Consider the following 16,991-nt stretch of genomic DNA (forward strand, 5'->3'; position numbering starts at 1 on the left):
AGGAGTATCCAGATGAAGATGCATGCATGCGGTCTGCTGGCACTGGCGCTGGGTTTCGCGCTGCCGGCGCTGGCCGAAGAGGGCAGGGGCACCACCGGCAAGGGATTGCACGAGATCCCCGATCCGGAGCTGAACCTGATGCGCGGCCGGTACACCGTCGGCGGCAACGAGGTGGCGTGGTTCGGCGTGACCATGATCTCCACCTGGCAGACGGCCGGGGGGCAGTCGCTGCAGGGCGCGCTGACGCTGGGCATGGATTTCAGCAAGGGCCGCACGCCGAAGGTCAGCTTCACGCCCAGCGTGAACATCACCGCGGCCAATGCGCCGCTGCCGGCCTCGGCCGGTCGCAGCATCGATGGCAGCGGCCTGGCCAATGTCGGCGGGCTGGTGCAGAGCGTGCAGGTGGCCGGGGACGGCAACCGTGCCAGCAACGCGATCCACCTGAACGTACGCAACGACGGCGTGGTGCCGGGCGGCGATGGTGGCGCAGCGAGCGGGGCGTCGACCGTGCGCTCGGGCGATGCCAGCGCCGTGGCCAGCTTCGACGGCAATGCGGCCACGTTGCGGTTGAGTATCGACGGTCAGGGGGCAGTGCAGCAGTGGCTACGCAATGGAGGTGTCGGACAGAGCATCCAGCTGATGGCCGACGGGCAGCAGGCGGCCAATCGCCTGCAGATCGATCTGGTCCGGCAATCGGTGGCAGGCAACCTGCCCCTGGCCCAGAACGTGGCACAGGCCATCACGCTCAACCGGGGAGTGGGCGGGATCGGTGGCCAATAGGTCCGTGCATGGCACGGGCATCCTTCCAGGCAACAACGAGGATCAGGACAATGAATCGACTGGCGATGGCGGCGCTGGTGAGTCTTGCCGTGGTTTCGCCCAAGGTGGCGGCACAGCAGACAGGTACCGGCAATGACGAAGAAGACGTGAGGGCCCTGGCGGCGCAGCTGGAATCACTCAAGGCCAGCTACGCGCAGGAAGTACGCAGGTTGCGGGAACTGGACATGCAGGTGCAGGCGATCCAGGCGCGGGTGAGCGGCAAGACCGCCCAGGCCCTGCCGACACCGCCGCCTGCCGTGGCACAGGCCGCCCAGGACGAACCGGCGCCCCCGGCGGCGGCAACAGCGCCCACCGGCGAGGGCTATGCCAGCACCGCCGCCGAGGCCCAGCAGGCCAAGGAGGCCGCGCGGCGCAGCGTGGATGACGTCAAGCAGCAGCAATCGGCGTTGTTCAACCGCAGGCTGACGTTGGAAAACAGCATCAGCTACGCGCGCTATGACCGCAAACAGCTCACCCTCAATGGGTTCCTGGCGCTGGATGCGATCTTCCTGGGCAACATCGCCATCGAGAACGTGGAATCGGATACGGCGACCTACAACTTCGCCGCGCGCTGGGGCGTCAATCCGCGCCTGACCCTCAACCTGGACGTGCCCTACCTGGCCCGCAAGACCGTCTACCAGAAGGGCGGCGCGGGTGGTTCGGCGGCCGGCATCGCGCAGGAGGAAACCAACGGCAACGGCATCGGCGATGTCAGCTTCACCGCCAACTACAAGCTGTTCGGCGAGCGTGGCTGGCGGCCGGAGACGGTGTTGACCGGTGGCGTGACCGCCCCGACCGGACGCGAGCCCTATGGGTTGGACTGGAAGGTCATCGAGCGCGACGACGATGATTTCATCCGCTTCGCGGTGCCCAGCCGGCAGCCCACCGGCAATGGCGTGTGGCAGGCCAACATCGGCCTGTCGGCGGTGAAGACGGCCGATCCGGCGATCCTGTTCGCGAACATCGGCTACATCCGTTCGTTCAAGCGCAGCTTCGACGACCTGGACTCCAACCCGGACACGATCAATCCCGGCGAGGTCCGGCTGGGTGATTCGTACTACTTCGGTGCCGGCGTGGCGTTCGCCTTCAACGAGCGCACCAGCCTGAGCATCTCCTTCAGCGACAAGCTCAGTGCGCGCGCATCCACCCGCTACAAGAACGGCCAATGGGTGAAGGTGATCGGCAGCGATGCCAACGCCGGCACCTTGAACCTGGGCGTGACCTACGCGCTGACCAACAAGGCGACCTTCGTCAGCATGCTCGGCGTGGGCCTGACGCCGGACGCACCGGACTTCAGCCTGTCGTTCAAGTTGCCGTACATGCTGTGAGCGGGATCATGGCCTGCGATAGTGCCGAGCCACGCTCGGCACGGGCTTCAGCGGCAGGGCGACAGCGGGGCACGGCTGCGCCCTGCCCGGGCTCAACGCAGGGTTTCCAGCGTCAACTGGTGCTTGCGGCACAGGCGGTACACCGTCACCCGCGAGACCTTCATCAAGCGTGCGCAGGCGCTGACGTTGAACCGGCTCTGTTGCAGGCATGACAGCAGGGTCTCGCGTTCGGCGTGGCTGCGTGCATTGCCAAGCCGCGCGGCATCGGGGGTTCCGTCACCTGCCAGCTCCAGGTCGGCGCTGGTGATCAGTTCGCCGTCGGCGGTGATCGCGGCGCGCTGCACCCGGTTGAGCAGCTCGCGCACATTGCCCGGCCAATCGAAACGCTCCATCGCCTGCCGCGCCTGGGTGGTGTAACCGCGCGCCCGGATCCGATGGCGGGTGCGGAAACTGTTGAGGAAATGGCGCGAAAGCAGGTCGATGTCGCCCTGCCGGTGGCGCAGCGGCGGCATCGACAGCCGCAGCACGTTGAGGCGGTAATACAGGTCGCGGCGGAAGCGGCCTTCTTCCACCGCCCGTTCCAGGTCAACGTGGGTGGCGGCCAGGATACGCACGTCCACGGTGATGGGCTGGTTGCTGCCGACCCGTTCGATGGTGCCTTCCTGCAGCACGCGCAGCAGGCTGGTCTGCGCATCCAGCGGCAGGTCGCCGATTTCATCGAGGAACACCGTGCCGGTATGCGCGGTCTCGAACAGGCCCTGGCGGCGGCTGGTGGCGCCGGTGAAGGCGCCGCGTTCATGGCCGAACAGTTCCGACTGCAGCAGCGTGGAGGGGATCGCGCCGCAGTTGACCGCCTGGAAGGGCCGGCTGCCGCGCGGTGAAAGACGATGCAGCGCGTGCGCCGCGACTTCCTTGCCGGTGCCGGTTTCACCGGTGATCAGCACCGGCAGGTCGACCGGCGCGAGTTTGCGCAGGGTGGCGCGCATGGCCAGCATCACGTCGCTCTCGCCGAGCAGCGTGGCCATCACGTCATCGACCACCGGAGCAGGTGAGTCCGCGCCCACCAGCTGCAGCTGGCGCAGCAGGTCCTTCAGGTCGGGGGGGTGCGGGAACTGGCGCTGGCAGCTGGAAAGCAGCGGATGCAGCACGTGACCGTCGTCGGCCGGGGTGAGGGCGAACAGCGGCATGTGACGATGCTCGGCGGTGAGCCTGCCGATGCGCTCCAGCTCGCTGTCCGAACTGGTGCGGAAATCGATCAGGCCGACCACCACGTCGCCATCACGCATGCCGATCTCGGCAGGCTGTTGAGGGAGTACCGCGCGCACCTGCCAGCCATCCGCAGCCAGCATCACCTTTTCTCTCGCCCCCGGATTGCCGAACCAGATAACACAACGCTTGCCCGTGTCAGGTGCTGCAGCCATGCCTGGTCACCTCTCCATTCGGCGCCACCTTATACCCGGGATTCAGACGGGTGCAATCGTGAATTGGGTCACGCTTGGCGGGCTTCCCCATTCATGTTTTGGCAGGCGGGTATCGGCTGCGCCTGGCATGAAAAAAGCCGCGACCCGGAGGCCGCGGCTTTCGCAGGACAAGGCCGGGGGCGCTTACAGCGCCACGCGACGTGCCTGCATGAACTTGTCGCCCCAGTAGCCGCTCAGCAGGGTGTCGGTGCGGACATCCTTGCCGGTGCTCGGTGCATGCAGGAAACGGCCATCACCGACGTAGATGCCGACGTGGTCGACGCGGCCGCGGCGGCCGAAGAACACCAGGTCGCCGGCCACCAGGGCAGCGCGGTCGTTGATCAGTTCGGCGTTGGCCTGGCTGGCCATCTCGCGGGAGACGCGCGGCAGCTCGATGCCCAGCGCGGTGCGGAACACGTAGCCGACCAGGCCGCTGCAGTCGAAGCCGGCGTCGGGCGAGGTGCCGCCCCAACGGTACGGGGTGCCGAGCAGGGTCATCGCACGGCGCAGCAGCGACTGCACCTTGCCATCGGAATCATTGGCCAGCGCCGCGTCAGTGGCGGCGGCGACACCCTTGGAGGCGTCGTAGGCGGAAATCAGGCGGCTGAGATCACCGGCGAACATCGCCGAGCGGTCCATCAGCGGAATCGTGTCGCTGGCGGCCAGGTGTGGCAGCAGGGCGGCCAGGGTGGCGGTAGCGGCGGCGTCGGCCTTGCTGCGCTGGGCTTCGGCGCGGGCCGGTGCCGGCTTGGCGGCGTCGGCCGGGGCGTTCTGTGCGAAGGCCGGCAGGCTGGCCAAGGCCAGTGCGGCACCGCAAAGCAGGCGACGGAAGGAGGTGGGAATGCTCTTGGGCTGTTCCGGTTGGGACGTGTTTTCAGTCGTCACGCGGCAGTCACAGAAAAATTCGATGGGGGATAGTGCCCTGCCAAGCGTGAGGATAGGTACAAATTTCGTTAAATATTCGTTATTTATACCGATGGATGTCACGCTTTACCGCAATACCCGCTTGGCGCCAGTGTAATGGTCACGCCAGTAGGGGCCGTCCAGCTGGTCCAGACGGACGGTGCCGCCGGTGCTCGGCGCATGCACGAAGCGGCCTTCGCCGACATAGATGCCGACGTGCCAGACGTTGCCCTTGTTGCCGAAAAAGACCAGGTCGCCGGAGGCCAGGCGGTCCGGGGCGATCTTCGGCCCCTGGATGGCGGCCAGCTCCCGCGAGGTGCGCGGCAGGTTCAGGGCGAGCATGTCCCGGTAGACATAGGTGACCAGCCCGCTGCAGTCAAAACCCGATTCGGGGGTGTTGCCGCCGTAGCGGTAGGGCGTGCCGACCAGCCCCAAGGCCCGCATCATCACCGAGGCGGCCGCGACCGGGTCGGAAGGGGTCACCGGCGGGTAGTGGTGGCTGCTGGTCGGCGGCGGGGCCGGCTTCTTCGGGCTGTGCCCGCAGGCAGCGAGCAGGGCCGTGGCCAGGATCGCGGCGGTCAATTGCCACGTACGGGAGCGGAAAACTGGCGTGATATGCATGGAGCCCGGATAATGCGCCACCTTGGACAGCCGTCATCATGGCGGCGCACCCGGCGGCCGACAAGCCGTCCTACCGTCTGCCACCGGCAGCCATATAGACAGAGTTAGGCATGAAGATCGAAAAAGACCGCGTCGTCCGTTTCCATTACACCGTCTCCGAAGTCGGCCAGGAGCCGATCGAAAGCTCCAAGGACCGTGACCCGCTGGCCATCCTGATCGGCCACGGCAACATCATCCCGGGCCTGGAAGCGGCGATGATGGACAAGGAAGCCGGCGAGAGCTTCGGCGTGGACGTGAAGTCGGCCGATGCCTACGGCGAGCGCCGCGAGGGCCTGACCCAGCGCGTGCCGAAGAAGCATTTCGGCAACACCCGCCTGGTGCCGGGCACGCAGGTGATCCTGCAGACCAACTTCGGCCCGCGCGCCGTCACCGTCGAGAAGGTCGGCATGACCGTGGTCGACGTCGACCTGAACCACCCGATGGCCGGCAAGGACCTGCACTTCGACGTGGAAATCGTTGAAGTCCGCGAGGCCAGCGAGGAAGAAGTGCAGCACGGCCACGTGCACGGCGACGGCGGTCACCAGCACTGATCCGCCGCACCGGCGATGTTGCAGACAACGGCCCGCCCCGCGCGGGCCGTTTTCGTTCGCGGGGCTGCCGGAACCGGCGTCCGCGCCGGTCGTGTCGCATGTTCTAATCGCGCCTTGCCGAGAGGAACCCGGGCCTTGTCCACCACTGTTTTCCAGCCCATCGCCGCCAGCGAGCGCATCGCCACCCTGGACGTCCTGCGCGGCCTGGCGCTGCTGGGCATCCTGCTGATGAACATGGAGGCTTTCAGTGGGCCGCTGGACCTGTCCTTCACCGGCATCGACCCGCACTGGCAGGGGGTCGACCGCTGGGCCGATGGCTTCGTCTATATCTTCGTGCAGGGCAAGTTCTTCACCCTGTTCTCGTTGCTGTTCGGTGCCGGCTTCGCGGTGATGGCGCAGCGCGCCGAAGTGGCCGGGCGCGACTTCACCCGCTTCTACCTGCGCCGCAGCCTGGCCCTGCTGGGCATCGGCCTGTTGCACGCCGTGCTGCTGTGGTCCGGCGACATCCTGACCACCTACGCGCTGCTGTCCTTTGTGCTGCTGGCTTTCCGCGAGGCGCCCCGCAACTGGCTGCCGGCACTGGGTGCGGCGGCCTACCTGGGCGCGGCGGCGTTGATGCTGTTGCTGGGCGTGCTGATAGCGATGATGCCGGCCGATGCGCAGGCCGGGCAGGCGGCGTCCGCGCTGGTGGACATCGCCGCGCAACGGCAGGCCTACGGGCACGGCACCTACCTGCAGGCAGTGGCGCAGCGGCTGGCGGATCTGCGCAGTTCGCTGGGTGCGCTGCTGATCGTCGGCCCGCAGGTGCTGGGCATGTTCCTGATCGGCGCCTGGTTCGCACGCAGCGGCGCGATCGCGCAGCCGCAGCAGTACCGGCGCCTGTTCGCGCGACTGCGTTGGGTGGCATGGCCGGCCGGTCTGCTGGTGATGCTGCTCAGCGTGCGGCTGCTGGCCAACATCGCGCCGGGACGCTTCGACATGCAGACCGCCACCGCCTACGTGTTGACCGCGCTGGCCGGCCTGCTGATGTGCCTGGGCTACCTGGCCTGGGGCGTGCGCTGGAGTGCCCGCCTGCAGTGGCTGGCACCGGCGGGCCGGATGGCCTTGAGCAACTACCTCGTGCAGTCGCTGGTCTGCACGCTGGTGTTCTACGGGTATGGGCTGGGCAGGTTCGAGCAGATGGGGCGGGCATGGCAGTTGCTGTTCGCGCTGGTGTTGTTCCTGGTGCAGGTGGTGGTCAGTGGCTGGTGGCTGCAACGCTTCCGCTTTGGTCCGGTGGAATGGCTGTGGCGTGCGGCCACGTACCTGCAAGTGCCACCCATGCGCCGTGATGCACGGGGCTGACGCGGGGATGGGCGGGTGGGCGCCTGCCATGGTGGTGTCCTGGCCATCGGTGCGCCGCCGGTCATGGCATGCTCGGCATCAGCATGAGCAGCCGAAGTGGACAATTGATGGCCTACTTGATTACCGGGCAAACGCCCTCCATTGATCCCACGCCTTGTCGCACGGAGCGTTTCCAATGAGTGCAGCGTCATACGATGTGGTGGTACTGGGCGGTGGTTCCGGGGGACTGGCAGCGTCGTTCCGCGCCGCCGGCCATGGGGGCAGGGTGGCGATGCTTGAACCCGCGCCGCTGGGCGGCACCTGCGTGAACGTGGGCTGCGTGCCCAAGAAGGCGATGTGGCTGGCGGCGGACCTGGCCGACCGCTTCGCCCTGGCCGCGCAACTGGGCTTCGACGTGCCGGCCACGCCGGCGCTGGACTGGGAAACGCTGGTCGCGCGGCGGCAGCGCTACATCGCCAACATCCACGCCAGCTACCAGCGACGCCTGGACGAGACCGGCGTGGTGCGTATCGGCCAGCGTGGTCGCCTAGTCGATGCGCACACGGTGGAATGCGAGGACGGCAGCCTGCTGCATGCCCGGCACATCGTCATCGCCACCGGCGCGCATCCGGTCAAGCCATCGATGCCGGGTGCCGAGCTGGGAGGCGTGTCGGATGATTTCTTCGCCTTGCATGCGCGACCGGACCGGGTGGCGATCATCGGCGGTGGCTACATCGCGGTGGAACTGGCCGGCGTGCTGCGCGCGCTGGGCAGCGAGGTCGCGCTGCTGGTGCGTGGCCAGCGTCTGCTGGGCCACTTCGACGCCGAGCTGTCCGACCAATTGGCCGAGAACCTGCGCCTGCAGGGCGTGGGCCTGCATTTCGGTTGCCAGATCGAGGCCCTGCAGCGCCAGCAGGGGCGCATTCACGCGACACTGAAGAACGGTCCGGAGCACGCGTTGTTCGACACCGTGCTGTTCGCCACCGGGCGCGCACCGAATACGCAGGGGCTGGGCCTGGAGCAGGCGGGCGTGGTGCTGGATGACAAGGGCGCCATCGTGGTGGATGCCTTCCAGAACACCTCGGTACCCAGCGTGCTGGCGGTGGGCGACGTGACCGGCAAGGTGACCCTGACGCCGGTGGCCATCGCCGCCGCACGACGGTTGATGGACCGCCTGTACGGCGGGCAGCCGCAGGCACGACTGGACTACGAGAACGTGCCCAGCGTGGTGTTCGCGCATCCGCCGTTCGGCACCGTGGGCCTGAGCGAGGAGGAGGCGCGCCGTCGCTTCGACAAGGTGACCACCTACCACAGCCGCTTCCGCCCGATGCTGCAGTCGCTGGGCGACGGGGAGGTGCGCACGGTGTTCAAGATGGTCTGCGCCGGCGAGGACGAGAAGGTGGTCGGCATCCACCTGCTCGGCGAAGGCGCCGACGAGATCCTGCAGGGCTTCGCGGTGGCCTTGAAGGCCGGTGTGACCCGCCGGCAGATGGAAGACACGGTGGCGATCCACCCGACCTCGGCCGAGGAAGTGGTGTTGATGCGTTGAACGGACAGTGCCGGACGGCAGCCTGCCGTAGCCGTTGCTTCTGCTTCTGCCCCCTCCCTTTCGCGTAGCGAAGGGGAGGGTTGGGGAGGGGAGCTTCCCCGCATTGCATCACCGGCTCCGCATAATGGGCGTCCCCCGCAGTTCCCGCTTCCTCCATGAATGCTTCAACCGGCGCCTCGGCGCTGCCCACCCGTTCCCGCCGCCTGCTGATCAGCGGCCTGTTGCTTGCGGGCATGGGTGCCATCGCCGCCTCGGGCAAGGCGGTGATCGTCAAGCTGGCCTACCGCCACGGTGCCGATGCCACCACGCTGCTGGCGCTGCGCATGCTGATCGCCTTCCCGTTCTTCATCGCCATGGGCCTCTGGGCGGCCCGGCGCGCGCAACCCTTGTCCTGGGGCGACAGGGGACGGGTGGTGCTGTTGGGCTTCAGCGGCTATTACCTGTCCAGCTACCTGGACTTCCTTGGCCTGCAGTACATCAGCGCGACGCTGGAACGGCTGATCCTGTACCTGAGCCCGACCCTGGTGGTGTTGATCGCGCTGGTGGTACTCAAGCACAAGCCCACCCGCACCCAGGTGGCGGCATTGCTGGTCAGCTACCTCGGTGTGCTGCTGGCCTTCGGGCATGACATCCAGTTGGAGGGCCAACGCACCCTGATCGGCTCGGCGCTGGTGTTTGCCAGTGCCTTGAGCTACGCGGTGTATCTGTTCGGTAGTGGCCAGGCGGTGGCGCGGATCGGTGCGGTGCGCCTGACCGCCTACGCCAGCATGGTGGCGTGCGTGCTGTGCATCGGCCAGTACCTGTTGTTGCAGCCCTGGAGTGGCCTGTGGAGCCAGGCCCGGCCGGTGTACGGCCTGTCGTTGATCAACGGCACCGTGTGCACGGTGTTGCCGGTGCTGGCGATCATGATCGGGGTCAAGCGGATCGGCTCGTCGCTGGCGGCGCAGGTGAGTATGCTGGGCCCGGTTTCCACCATTGTGCTGAGTGTATGGCTGCTCGACGAACCGATGGGCCTGTGGCAGAGCGCCGGCACCGTGCTGGTGCTGCTGGGCGTGTTGCTGGTGGGCAGCGGCGCGGCGAAGAGGCGCTGAGCACGCCGCCGGATCCGGCGGCGGGGCACAGCCGCATCCTGCAGGTCATCCGCGACATCCCGCGCGGCCAGGTGCTGGGCTATGGCGAGGTCGCGGCCAAGGCCGGCCTGCCGGGCCGGGCCCGGTTGGTGGCACGCTTGCTGGGCGGCAATGACGACCCGGACCTGCCCTGGCACCGCGTGCTGCGCTCGGATGGGCGCATCGCCATGCCCGAGGGGTCACGCGGCTGGCGCGAGCAGAGTCAGCGCCTGCGCGCCGAGGGCGTGGTGGTCGAGAATGGCCGGGTGAAGCGCAGCAAACCCGCGCGCACGATGGACGAGGCGATCTGGGGACCGGGCTGATGCTGCGGCTATCATGGCGGCAGTTTCCCAGGATGTCCCCATGTTCCCGCGCTTGCCCAAGATCACCCAGACGCTGCTGATCGCCAACGTCGCCCTGTTCCTGCTGCAGCAGCTGCCGCAGACCGCCGGCATCTTCAACCAGCTGATGTTGTGGCCGCTGGGATCGCAGGAAGTGTTCATGGATTCGCCGGGCTTCGAGCCCTGGCAGTTGCTGACCTATGGGTTCCTGCACGGCGGCTTCGGGCATGTGTTCTTCAACATGCTGGCGTTGTTCATGTTTGGCGCGCCGCTGGAAATGACCTGGGGTGAGAAACGCTTCCTGACCTACTACCTGGTCTGCGTGGTGGGCGCGGGCATCTGCCAGATCGTGGTGGCCGCCTTGTTCGGTGAGTTCAGCCCGGTGTTGGGCGCATCCGGTGGCGTGTTTGGTTTGCTGTTGGCGTTCGGCATGCTGTTCCCGAACCAACGGGTGGTGCTGCTGTTCCCGCCGATCCCGATGAAGGCGCGTACCTTCGTGATCGTGTTTGGTGCCCTTGAACTGCTTCTGGGCTTCACCGGCTGGCAGCCGGGCGTGGCCCATTTCGCCCACCTGGGCGGCATGCTGTTCGGTTGGCTGCTGATCCGCTACTGGCGCGGGCAGCCGCCGTTCAACAACAAGAACAAGCGTGGGCCGCACCTGCGCAGCGTGAAGTGACCGTGCCGGGCCACTCCCGCCGGTGATGCAGCCGGTAGTGCCGAGCCATGCTCGGCAGGGCAAGGCCAGAGCATGGCTGCGCCGTACAGGCAAAGAAAAAGGCGCGGAATCCGCGCCTTTTTCGTGCCCCTCACCCCCGCATCAACGCCAGATGCGGATCTGCTCGGCGTCGGTGCGCTGCATCGGCTGGCCCGGCTTGCAGCTGAAGCTCGCGCCAAAGGCCGGCAGGTTGGACAGCGGGGCGTTGGTACGCCAGCGGCCCGGAGCACGCACGTCCGAGGCCAGGCGCTGCACGGCTTCGTTCGGCGACAGCTGCTGCGCCCACAGGCCGGCCCAGCCCTTGAAGAATGCCTGCTTGTCGGCAGCCGATGCCGCCGTACCCTGCGGCGAGGTGCTGAACGCTTCCCAGGCGATTTCCACGCCGGAGATGTCGGCCAGGTTCTCGTCACGGGTGAGCTCGCCGTTGACCTTGGCGTCCTTCACGCCCGGGAAGGCGTAGCCGCCGTACTGGGCGGCGACGCGGTTGCCCAGCAGGGTCCAGGCGCTCTTGTCGGCCGGCGTCCACCAGCTGCGCAGTTCGCCCCTGGCGTCGATCATCGCGCCCTTGGCGTCGATGGCACGGCTGACCTCATGCGCGACCAGGCCACCGAAGGCGCCGAACTTCTCGGCCGGGGTGGCAGCCTCGGCGAAGATCGGGCCCTGCAACGCGGCGGCGGTGACGATCAGGCGGTTCTGCGCGATGTCATAGGCGATGGCCGGCTGCTGCGGCAGCACGTCCCAGCGACGGTCGGCGTTGCCCTTGCCGATGCGCTTCATTTCCTGCGCGTGGCGCCAGGTCGAGGCGATCAGCATGTTGCCGCCGAAGCTGCCACGGCCCATCGGCTGCACGGTGTAGTCCAGGTCGCGCAGCGGCGTGCCGATCTCGATCTTCATCGCCGCCAGCTTGGCTTCGGCCTCGGTCTTGGCTTCGGCGCTGAGCCAGGTGCTGCGCTTGACCGCGGCGATCTGCGCTTCGCGGACCTGGTCGACCATCACGCCGGCCTGGCGGCGGACGTCGCGGCTGATGTAGGTATTGGCGTACTCGTGGCCGAGCATCGGGCCAGCAGCGACGTTGATGGCATCGAGCACGGCTTCGTTGCGGGCCGGGGCGATGGTCAGGCCGCGCAGCACGCGGCCACGGAACTCGAATTCGGCATCGCGGTAGGCCTTGGACAGGTACGGGGCCATCGCATCACCCACGCGCCAGCGCAGGTAGGCCTTCCACTGCTCGGCCGGCAGCCGGGTGATCATGCCGTTGAGCTGCTGGAACAGCGCCGCATCGGCCAGCGAGACCAGGTCGTCGTTGACGCCCTGGGCCTTCAGGAAGGCGTCCAGCTGCAGGTTGCGGTAGCGGCTGTTGAGGTCGCGGGTGGCAACCGGCGCATAGTTGTTGAACGGGTTGTTGATGTCAGCCACCGACTGCGCGCTGCGCGCCAGCTCGGTTTCCAGCTGGATGACCAGCGCCGATTCGGCGTCGAGCTTGTTGGCCGGGGTGCCGGTCAGCGCCAGTACCTGCTTCACGTAGCCGCGGTAGCGGCCCATCAGCGCCACGGTGTCGGCGTCGGTGCGGGTGTAGAAGGCGGGGTCGGGCAGGCCCATGCCGCCCTGCATGAAGTAGCCGATGTGGCGGTCCAGTGCCTTCAGGTCCACGTCCGGGGCGAAGTTGAAGGCCACCGGGATGCCGACCTGGTGCAGGGCGGCGATCGAGGCCGGGATGTCCTTGGCCTTGCGGATCGCATTGATGCGGGTCAGCAGCGGCGCGATCGGCTTGGAGCCGTCGGCTTCCACCGCCGCTTCGTCCAGGCCGCTGGCCCAGAAGTCGCCCAGCAGCTTCTGCACGTTGCCCTGCGGGGCATTCATGGCACGGTCCAGCAGCTGCAGCTGCTGGTTGCGGGTGTTGTTGGCCAGCTGCCCCAGCGTGGTGGTGGCGCCAACCTGCGGCACCGGGTTGGCCTTGAGCCAGTCGGCGTTGCTGGTTTCGTAGAAGTCGGTACAGGCTGCGCTGACTGCCGGTGCCCGGGCCGAAGACCTCTTGCGTGCGGCCTCGGCATCGGTCGAGGACAGGACGGTCACCAGGCCCAGGGCCAGGGCGAGGGAAAGCGGGCGAACGGTTGGCATCTGGGGCATATCCACGCAAGGACAAAGTGCGCGGAGTTTAACAAGCCGCCGGGGCAATGTTGCGCATCCAGGCGGAGCAACGGCCCTGGCCGCGAAGCCGGTCACGTTGGCAGCCCGGCGGGAGCAGCGAGGCAGGAGCGGCCAAGGCCGCTCCTGCGCGTTGGCAAGAAGAAGGCCCGGCGATGCCGGGCCTTCGGGTGTTGCCTCACCGCAGGGCGGTGATTACCAGATCACCACCTGCTTGTCGCCGGCGCGGACCATCGGCGAACCCGCCTTGCACTGGAATGCGGCGGCGAAGGTCGGCAGGTTCGACGGCGCGCCCATCGCGCGGAACTGCGCCGGTGCGTGCGGGTCGGTGGCCAGGCGGACCTTGGCGTTCTCCGGGGTGTACTTGGTGCGCCACACGGTGGCCCAGTTGAAGAAGAAGCGCTGGTCGCGGGTGAAGCCATCGACCTTCGGGTCTTCCTTGCCGGCCGACGCCTTCTGCAGCGCATCGTAGGCGGTGGCCAGGCCGCCGAGGTCGGCGATGTTCTCGCCCAGGGTCAGCGAGCCGTTGACGTTCTGGTCGCCCACCTTGTACTCGTTGAACTGGTTGATCAGCTTGCTGGTCAGCCCGCCGAAGGCCTTGGAGTCGGCCTCGGTCCACCAGTCCTCGAAGTTGCCGGTCGGGCCGAACTTGGCGCCCTGGTCGTCGTAGCCGTGGGTCATCTCGTGGCCGATCACCGCGCCGATGCCGCCGTAGTTCAGTGCGTCGTCGGCGTTCGGGTCGAAGAACGGCGGCTGCAGGATGGCGGCCGGGAACACGATCTCGTTCTGCAGCGGGTTGTAGTAGGCGTTGACGGTCTGCGGGGTCATGCCCCACTCGGTCTTGTCCACCGGCTGGCCGATCTTGGACAGCGCGAACTTGTAGTTGAAGGCATTGGCGGCGCGCACGTTGCCCAGGTAGTCGTCGTGGGTGGTGCTCAGGCCCGACCAGTCACGCCACTTGTCCGGGTAGCCGATCTTCGGGGTGAAGGTTTCCCACTTGGCGATGGCCTTGGCCTTGGTTTCGTCGCTCATCCAGGTCAGGTTCTGGATGCGGTCCTTCAGGGCCGCGGCCAGGTTCTTGACCAGGTCTTCCATCTTGGCCTTGGCTTCCGGCGAGAAGGCGACCTTGACGTACATCTGGCCGAAGGCTTCGCCGGCATCGCTCTCGATGGTGCCCAGCACGCGCTTCCAGCGCGGCTTGATTTCCTTCTGGCCGTTCAGGTCGCGGCCGTAGAAGGCGTAGTTTTCCTGCACGAAGGCATCGCTCAGGTACGGGGAGGCGCCGTCAACGGTGTGGAAGCGCAGGTAGGCGCGCCACACGGCCGGGTCGGTGTCGCCCAGCATCTTGCTCACTTCCTCGTGGAAGGCCGGCATGGCCAGCGAGAACTTCTCCGGCGCGGTGATGCCCTGGGCCTTGAAGAACTCGGTCCAGCTGAAGTTCGGGGTCAGCTTGTCGGCGTCGGCCACGGTGACCGGGTTGTAGTACAGCTCGACGTTGCGCGAGAGCTCGGCGCTGGACTTGGAAGCCCGGGCCAGGCGGGTCTCGAACTTGATCACTTCCTCGGCCTGCTTGGCGGCGTCGGCGGCGGCAACGCCGCTGAGCTCCAGCACCTTGGCCACGTGGGCCTTGTAGGCGTTGAGCTTGTCGGCCTTGCTGGCGTCGGTGTAGTAGGTGGTGTCCGGCAGGCCCAGGCCACCCTGGCTGGCGTAGGCCATGTTCATGGTCGAGTTCTTGAAGTCCGCTTCCGGACCGAAGCCGAACAGGAAGTTCTCGCCCTTGGCGGCGGTGCCGCGCAGGTAGTTGGCGATGGCGGCGCCGTCCTGCAGGCCGTCGATGGCGGTCAGGTCACCCTGCAGGGGGGTGATGCCCAGCGCGTTGATCTTGGCTTCGTCCATGCCCGAGGCCCAGAAGTCGCCGACGATCTTCTCGATGCCGGTGGCGTCCTTGATCGCGGCGGCCTGTTCGGCCAGCTGGTGCTGCACGGCGACCGAGCGCTCGTCCAGGATGGTGAAGGCGCCCCAGCTGGTGCGGTCGCCCGGAATGGCATTGGCGGTGAGCCACTTGTCATTCACGTAGCCACCGAAGTCGGTGCAGGCGTCCTTGCTGGTGTCCAGGTCGGCGGCGGTGAAGGCGTTGTAGGCCGGCAGCTTGGATTCGTCCAGCTTCAGTTCGGTGGCGGCGGCCGCGGCCGGCGCGGCCGCCGGAGCGGCCGGGGTCTCTTCTTTCTTGCAGCCGATCAGCGCGGCCGAGACGGCCAGGGACAGCAGCAGGATCTGGGGTTTGCGAACGATCACGGGATAGGCCTCCAGGCCGATTTCAGAGCACGAAATGGGCTCCGGGGCGGAGCCGACACCAGAAGATACGCCTGAAACTGTCACCGAAAGGGTGTCGAAGGTCATGCCCGCCGGGCGCAGCCACCGGTGCGCCGCAGGAGGCTGGTGGGTGCTATACAGGCGCGATGAGCCAGACATCAAGCAAGCAGTGGGATGCGATCCTGATCGGCGGCGGCCACAACGGGCTGGTGTGCGCAGCCTATCTCGCCAAGGCCGGCAAACGGGTGCTGGTGCTGGAACGGCGGGCAGTCGTCGGCGGGGCGGCGGTGACCGAGGAGTTCCATCCCGGGTTCCGCAACTCGGTGGCGTCTTATACGGTGTCGCTGCTGCAGCCGCAGGTGATCGCCGACCTGGCGCTGGAGCGTCACGGCCTGCGCGTGGTGCCCCGGCGCATCAACAACTTCCTGCCACTGCCCGATGGCCAGTACCTGCTGGCCGGCGGCGGTCGCACCCAGGCCGAAGTGGCGAAGTTCTCGGCCCGCGACGCCGAGCGCCTGCCCGACTACGAGCGTCGGCTGGAAGTGTTTGCCGACGTGCTGCGGGCGCAGGCGCTGCAGGCGCCGCCAAACGTGGGCGAGGGTGGCTGGCTGCAGGCGCTGCCGGCGCTGTGGAAGGCCGGCAAGCTCGGCCGCCAGCTGCAGCGGCTGGACGCGGGGCTGAAACAGGAGTTGCTGGACCTGTTCACGATCTCGGCGGCGGAGTACCTAGACCGCTGGTTCGAGAGCGCGCCGATCAAGGCGCTGTTCGGCTTCGACGGCATTGTCGGCAACTACGCCAGCCCCTACTCGCCGGGCAGCGCCTACGTGCTGCTGCACCACGTGTTCGGCCAGAGCAATGGCGTCAAGGGTGCCTGGGGGCACGCGATCGGCGGCATGGGCGCAATCACCCAGGCGATGGCGCGTGCGGCGCAGGAAGGCGGCGTGCAGATCCGGACCGACTGCGGGGTGCGGAAGGTACTGGTCGAGCAGGGCCGTGCCTGCGGCGTGGTGACCAGCGCTGGGCAAATGCTGCGCGGCAGGGCGGTGGTGGCCAACGTCAACCCGAAGCTGCTCTACGAACAGTTGCTTGAACCGGCCGACGTGCCGGCCGCCACGCGCGAACGCATGCGCGGCTGGCGTTGTGGCTCGGGCACGTTCCGGATGAACGTGGCGCTGTCGCGGCTGCCCGATTTCACGGTGTTGCCGGGGCAGGGCGATCACCTCACCGCGGGCATCATCATCGCCCCGAGCCTGGACTACATGGACCGTGCTTACCTGGATGCACGCCAGCATGGATGGTCGCGCCAGCCGGTGGTGGAAATGCTGATTCCCAGCACGTTGGACGACTCGTTGGCACCGCCGGGGCAGCATGTGGCCAGCCTGTTCTGCCAGCATGTGGCACCGCAGCTGCCAGACGGGCGCAGCTGGGACGATCACCGCGACGAAGTGGCCGACCTGATGATCGCCACGGTCGACCGGCAGGCGCCGGGCTTCGCCGACGCGGTGCTGGGCCGGCAGATCATGAGCCCGCTCGACCTGGAGCGGACCTTCGGCCTGGTCGGGGGCGACATCTTCCACGGCGCGCTGAGCCTCAACCAGCTGTTCAGCGCCCGCCCGATGCTGGGCCAGGCCAACTACCGGGGCGCGATCCCCGGCCTGTACCTATGTGGGTCGGGCACGCACCCGGGCGGCGGCGTGACTGGGGCGCCTGGGCACAATGCGGCGCAGGTGATCGCGGCGGAGATCTGAAGGCGACCCGTCTGGGGCCGCCGGACC

General features: G+C 67.6%; 14 protein-coding genes and 1 pseudogene. 10 read left to right on the forward strand and 5 right to left on the reverse strand.

From position 1 onward, the window contains the following. The first annotated feature begins 12 nt into the window (after positions 1-12). Positions 13-780 carry a hypothetical protein gene (locus VA603_RS02925; RefSeq protein WP_192286233.1) on the forward strand — a complete coding sequence of 256 codons (768 nt, stop codon included), beginning with the start codon at positions 13-15 and terminating at the stop codon, positions 778-780. Positions 781-830: 50 nt separating this feature from the next. Then, positions 831-2,147 (forward strand): transporter family protein, encoded by a 1,317-nt coding sequence (locus VA603_RS02930; RefSeq protein ID WP_192286232.1) that lies wholly within the window; start codon positions 831-833, stop codon positions 2,145-2,147. Positions 2,148-2,239: 92 nt separating this feature from the next. Here the strand turns inward: VA603_RS02930 and VA603_RS02935 are convergent, their stop codons facing one another. The 3 genes from VA603_RS02935 to VA603_RS02945 form a co-directional block, all read right to left on the reverse strand. Next, a complete protein-coding gene (locus tag VA603_RS02935; protein ID WP_313256198.1) occupies positions 2,240-3,568 on the reverse strand; it encodes a sigma-54 interaction domain-containing protein in 1,329 nt (442 codons plus the stop codon). A gap of 183 nt (positions 3,569-3,751) precedes the next feature. Then, positions 3,752-4,492, reverse strand: a complete 741-nt coding sequence (locus VA603_RS02940; protein WP_132864395.1) for a C40 family peptidase — start codon at positions 4,490-4,492, stop codon at positions 3,752-3,754. A gap of 105 nt (positions 4,493-4,597) precedes the next feature. Next, a complete protein-coding gene (locus VA603_RS02945) occupies positions 4,598-5,131 on the reverse strand; it encodes a C40 family peptidase (protein ID WP_132864394.1) in 534 nt (177 codons plus the stop codon). A gap of 110 nt (positions 5,132-5,241) precedes the next feature. On the opposite strand from VA603_RS02945, the gene VA603_RS02950 reads away from it, so the two are divergent. The 7 genes and pseudogenes from VA603_RS02950 (at position 5,242) to VA603_RS02980 (ending at position 10,719) form a co-directional block, all read left to right on the forward strand. After that, positions 5,242-5,721 (forward strand): FKBP-type peptidyl-prolyl cis-trans isomerase, encoded by a 480-nt coding sequence (locus VA603_RS02950; protein ID WP_132864393.1) that lies wholly within the window; start codon positions 5,242-5,244, stop codon positions 5,719-5,721. A 135-nt stretch (positions 5,722-5,856) separates the two neighbouring features. After that, positions 5,857-7,065 carry a DUF418 domain-containing protein gene (locus VA603_RS02955; protein ID WP_323437881.1) on the forward strand — a complete coding sequence of 403 codons (1,209 nt, stop codon included), beginning with the start codon at positions 5,857-5,859 and terminating at the stop codon, positions 7,063-7,065. An 8-nt stretch (positions 7,066-7,073) separates the two neighbouring features. After that, a pseudogene (locus tag VA603_RS02960) lies at positions 7,074-7,244 on the forward strand (amino acid dehydrogenase); the annotation flags it as partial. Continuing rightward, positions 7,241-8,593 (forward strand): glutathione-disulfide reductase, encoded by a 1,353-nt coding sequence (gene gorA, locus VA603_RS02965; protein ID WP_323437882.1) that lies wholly within the window; start codon positions 7,241-7,243, stop codon positions 8,591-8,593. The pseudogene VA603_RS02960 and the gene gorA, both read left to right, overlap by 4 nt. A gap of 155 nt (positions 8,594-8,748) precedes the next feature. Continuing rightward, entirely contained in the window at positions 8,749-9,684 is a 936-nt protein-coding gene (locus tag VA603_RS02970) for a DMT family transporter (protein ID WP_132864390.1), read from the forward strand. After that, positions 9,609-10,025 (forward strand): MGMT family protein, encoded by a 417-nt coding sequence (locus tag VA603_RS02975; protein WP_425603647.1) that lies wholly within the window; start codon positions 9,609-9,611, stop codon positions 10,023-10,025. The genes VA603_RS02970 and VA603_RS02975 overlap by 76 nt, the downstream gene beginning before the upstream one ends. Positions 10,026-10,065: 40 nt before the next feature. Then, positions 10,066-10,719: a rhomboid family intramembrane serine protease gene (locus VA603_RS02980; RefSeq protein ID WP_323437883.1), complete on the forward strand. Its 654-nt coding sequence runs from the start codon at positions 10,066-10,068 to the stop codon at positions 10,717-10,719. Between the two features lie 141 nt (positions 10,720-10,860). On the opposite strand, the gene VA603_RS02985 is transcribed toward VA603_RS02980, so the two are convergent. Next, entirely contained in the window at positions 10,861-12,876 is a 2,016-nt protein-coding gene (locus tag VA603_RS02985) for a M13 family metallopeptidase (protein WP_323437884.1), read from the reverse strand. Positions 12,877-13,098: 222 nt separating this feature from the next. Further along, positions 13,099-15,195, reverse strand: a complete 2,097-nt coding sequence (locus tag VA603_RS02990) for a M13 family metallopeptidase (protein WP_243694088.1) — start codon at positions 15,193-15,195, stop codon at positions 13,099-13,101. Positions 15,196-15,362: 167 nt separating this feature from the next. Between VA603_RS02990 and VA603_RS02995 the strand changes: the two genes are divergently transcribed. Next, a complete protein-coding gene (locus VA603_RS02995; RefSeq protein WP_323437885.1) occupies positions 15,363-16,964 on the forward strand; it encodes a phytoene desaturase family protein in 1,602 nt (533 codons plus the stop codon). Positions 16,965-16,991: the final 27 nt, after the last annotated feature.

Source organism: Stenotrophomonas capsici, assembly GCF_034961085.1.
Taxonomy (GTDB): domain Bacteria; phylum Pseudomonadota; class Gammaproteobacteria; order Xanthomonadales; family Xanthomonadaceae; genus Stenotrophomonas; species Stenotrophomonas capsici.

What these genes read in the sequence shown, in the direction of transcription:
- VA603_RS02925 (WP_192286233.1), top strand. Translation starts at nt 13, where the DNA reads ATGAAGATGCATGCATGCGGTCTGCTGGCACTGGCGCTGGGTTTCGCG.
- VA603_RS02930 (WP_192286232.1), top strand. Translation starts at nt 831, where the DNA reads ATGAATCGACTGGCGATGGCGGCGCTGGTGAGTCTTGCCGTGGTTTCG.
- VA603_RS02935 (WP_313256198.1), bottom strand. Translation starts at nt 3,568, where the DNA reads ATGGCTGCAGCACCTGACACGGGCAAGCGTTGTGTTATCTGGTTCGGC.
- VA603_RS02945 (WP_132864394.1), bottom strand. Translation starts at nt 5,131, where the DNA reads ATGCATATCACGCCAGTTTTCCGCTCCCGTACGTGGCAATTGACCGCC.
- VA603_RS02950 (WP_132864393.1), top strand. Translation starts at nt 5,242, where the DNA reads ATGAAGATCGAAAAAGACCGCGTCGTCCGTTTCCATTACACCGTCTCC.
- gorA (WP_323437882.1), top strand. Translation starts at nt 7,241, where the DNA reads ATGAGTGCAGCGTCATACGATGTGGTGGTACTGGGCGGTGGTTCCGGG.
- VA603_RS02970 (WP_132864390.1), top strand. Translation starts at nt 8,749, where the DNA reads ATGAATGCTTCAACCGGCGCCTCGGCGCTGCCCACCCGTTCCCGCCGC.
- VA603_RS02980 (WP_323437883.1), top strand. Translation starts at nt 10,066, where the DNA reads ATGTTCCCGCGCTTGCCCAAGATCACCCAGACGCTGCTGATCGCCAAC.
- VA603_RS02985 (WP_323437884.1), bottom strand. Translation starts at nt 12,876, where the DNA reads ATGCCAACCGTTCGCCCGCTTTCCCTCGCCCTGGCCCTGGGCCTGGTG.
- VA603_RS02995 (WP_323437885.1), top strand. Translation starts at nt 15,363, where the DNA reads ATGAGCCAGACATCAAGCAAGCAGTGGGATGCGATCCTGATCGGCGGC.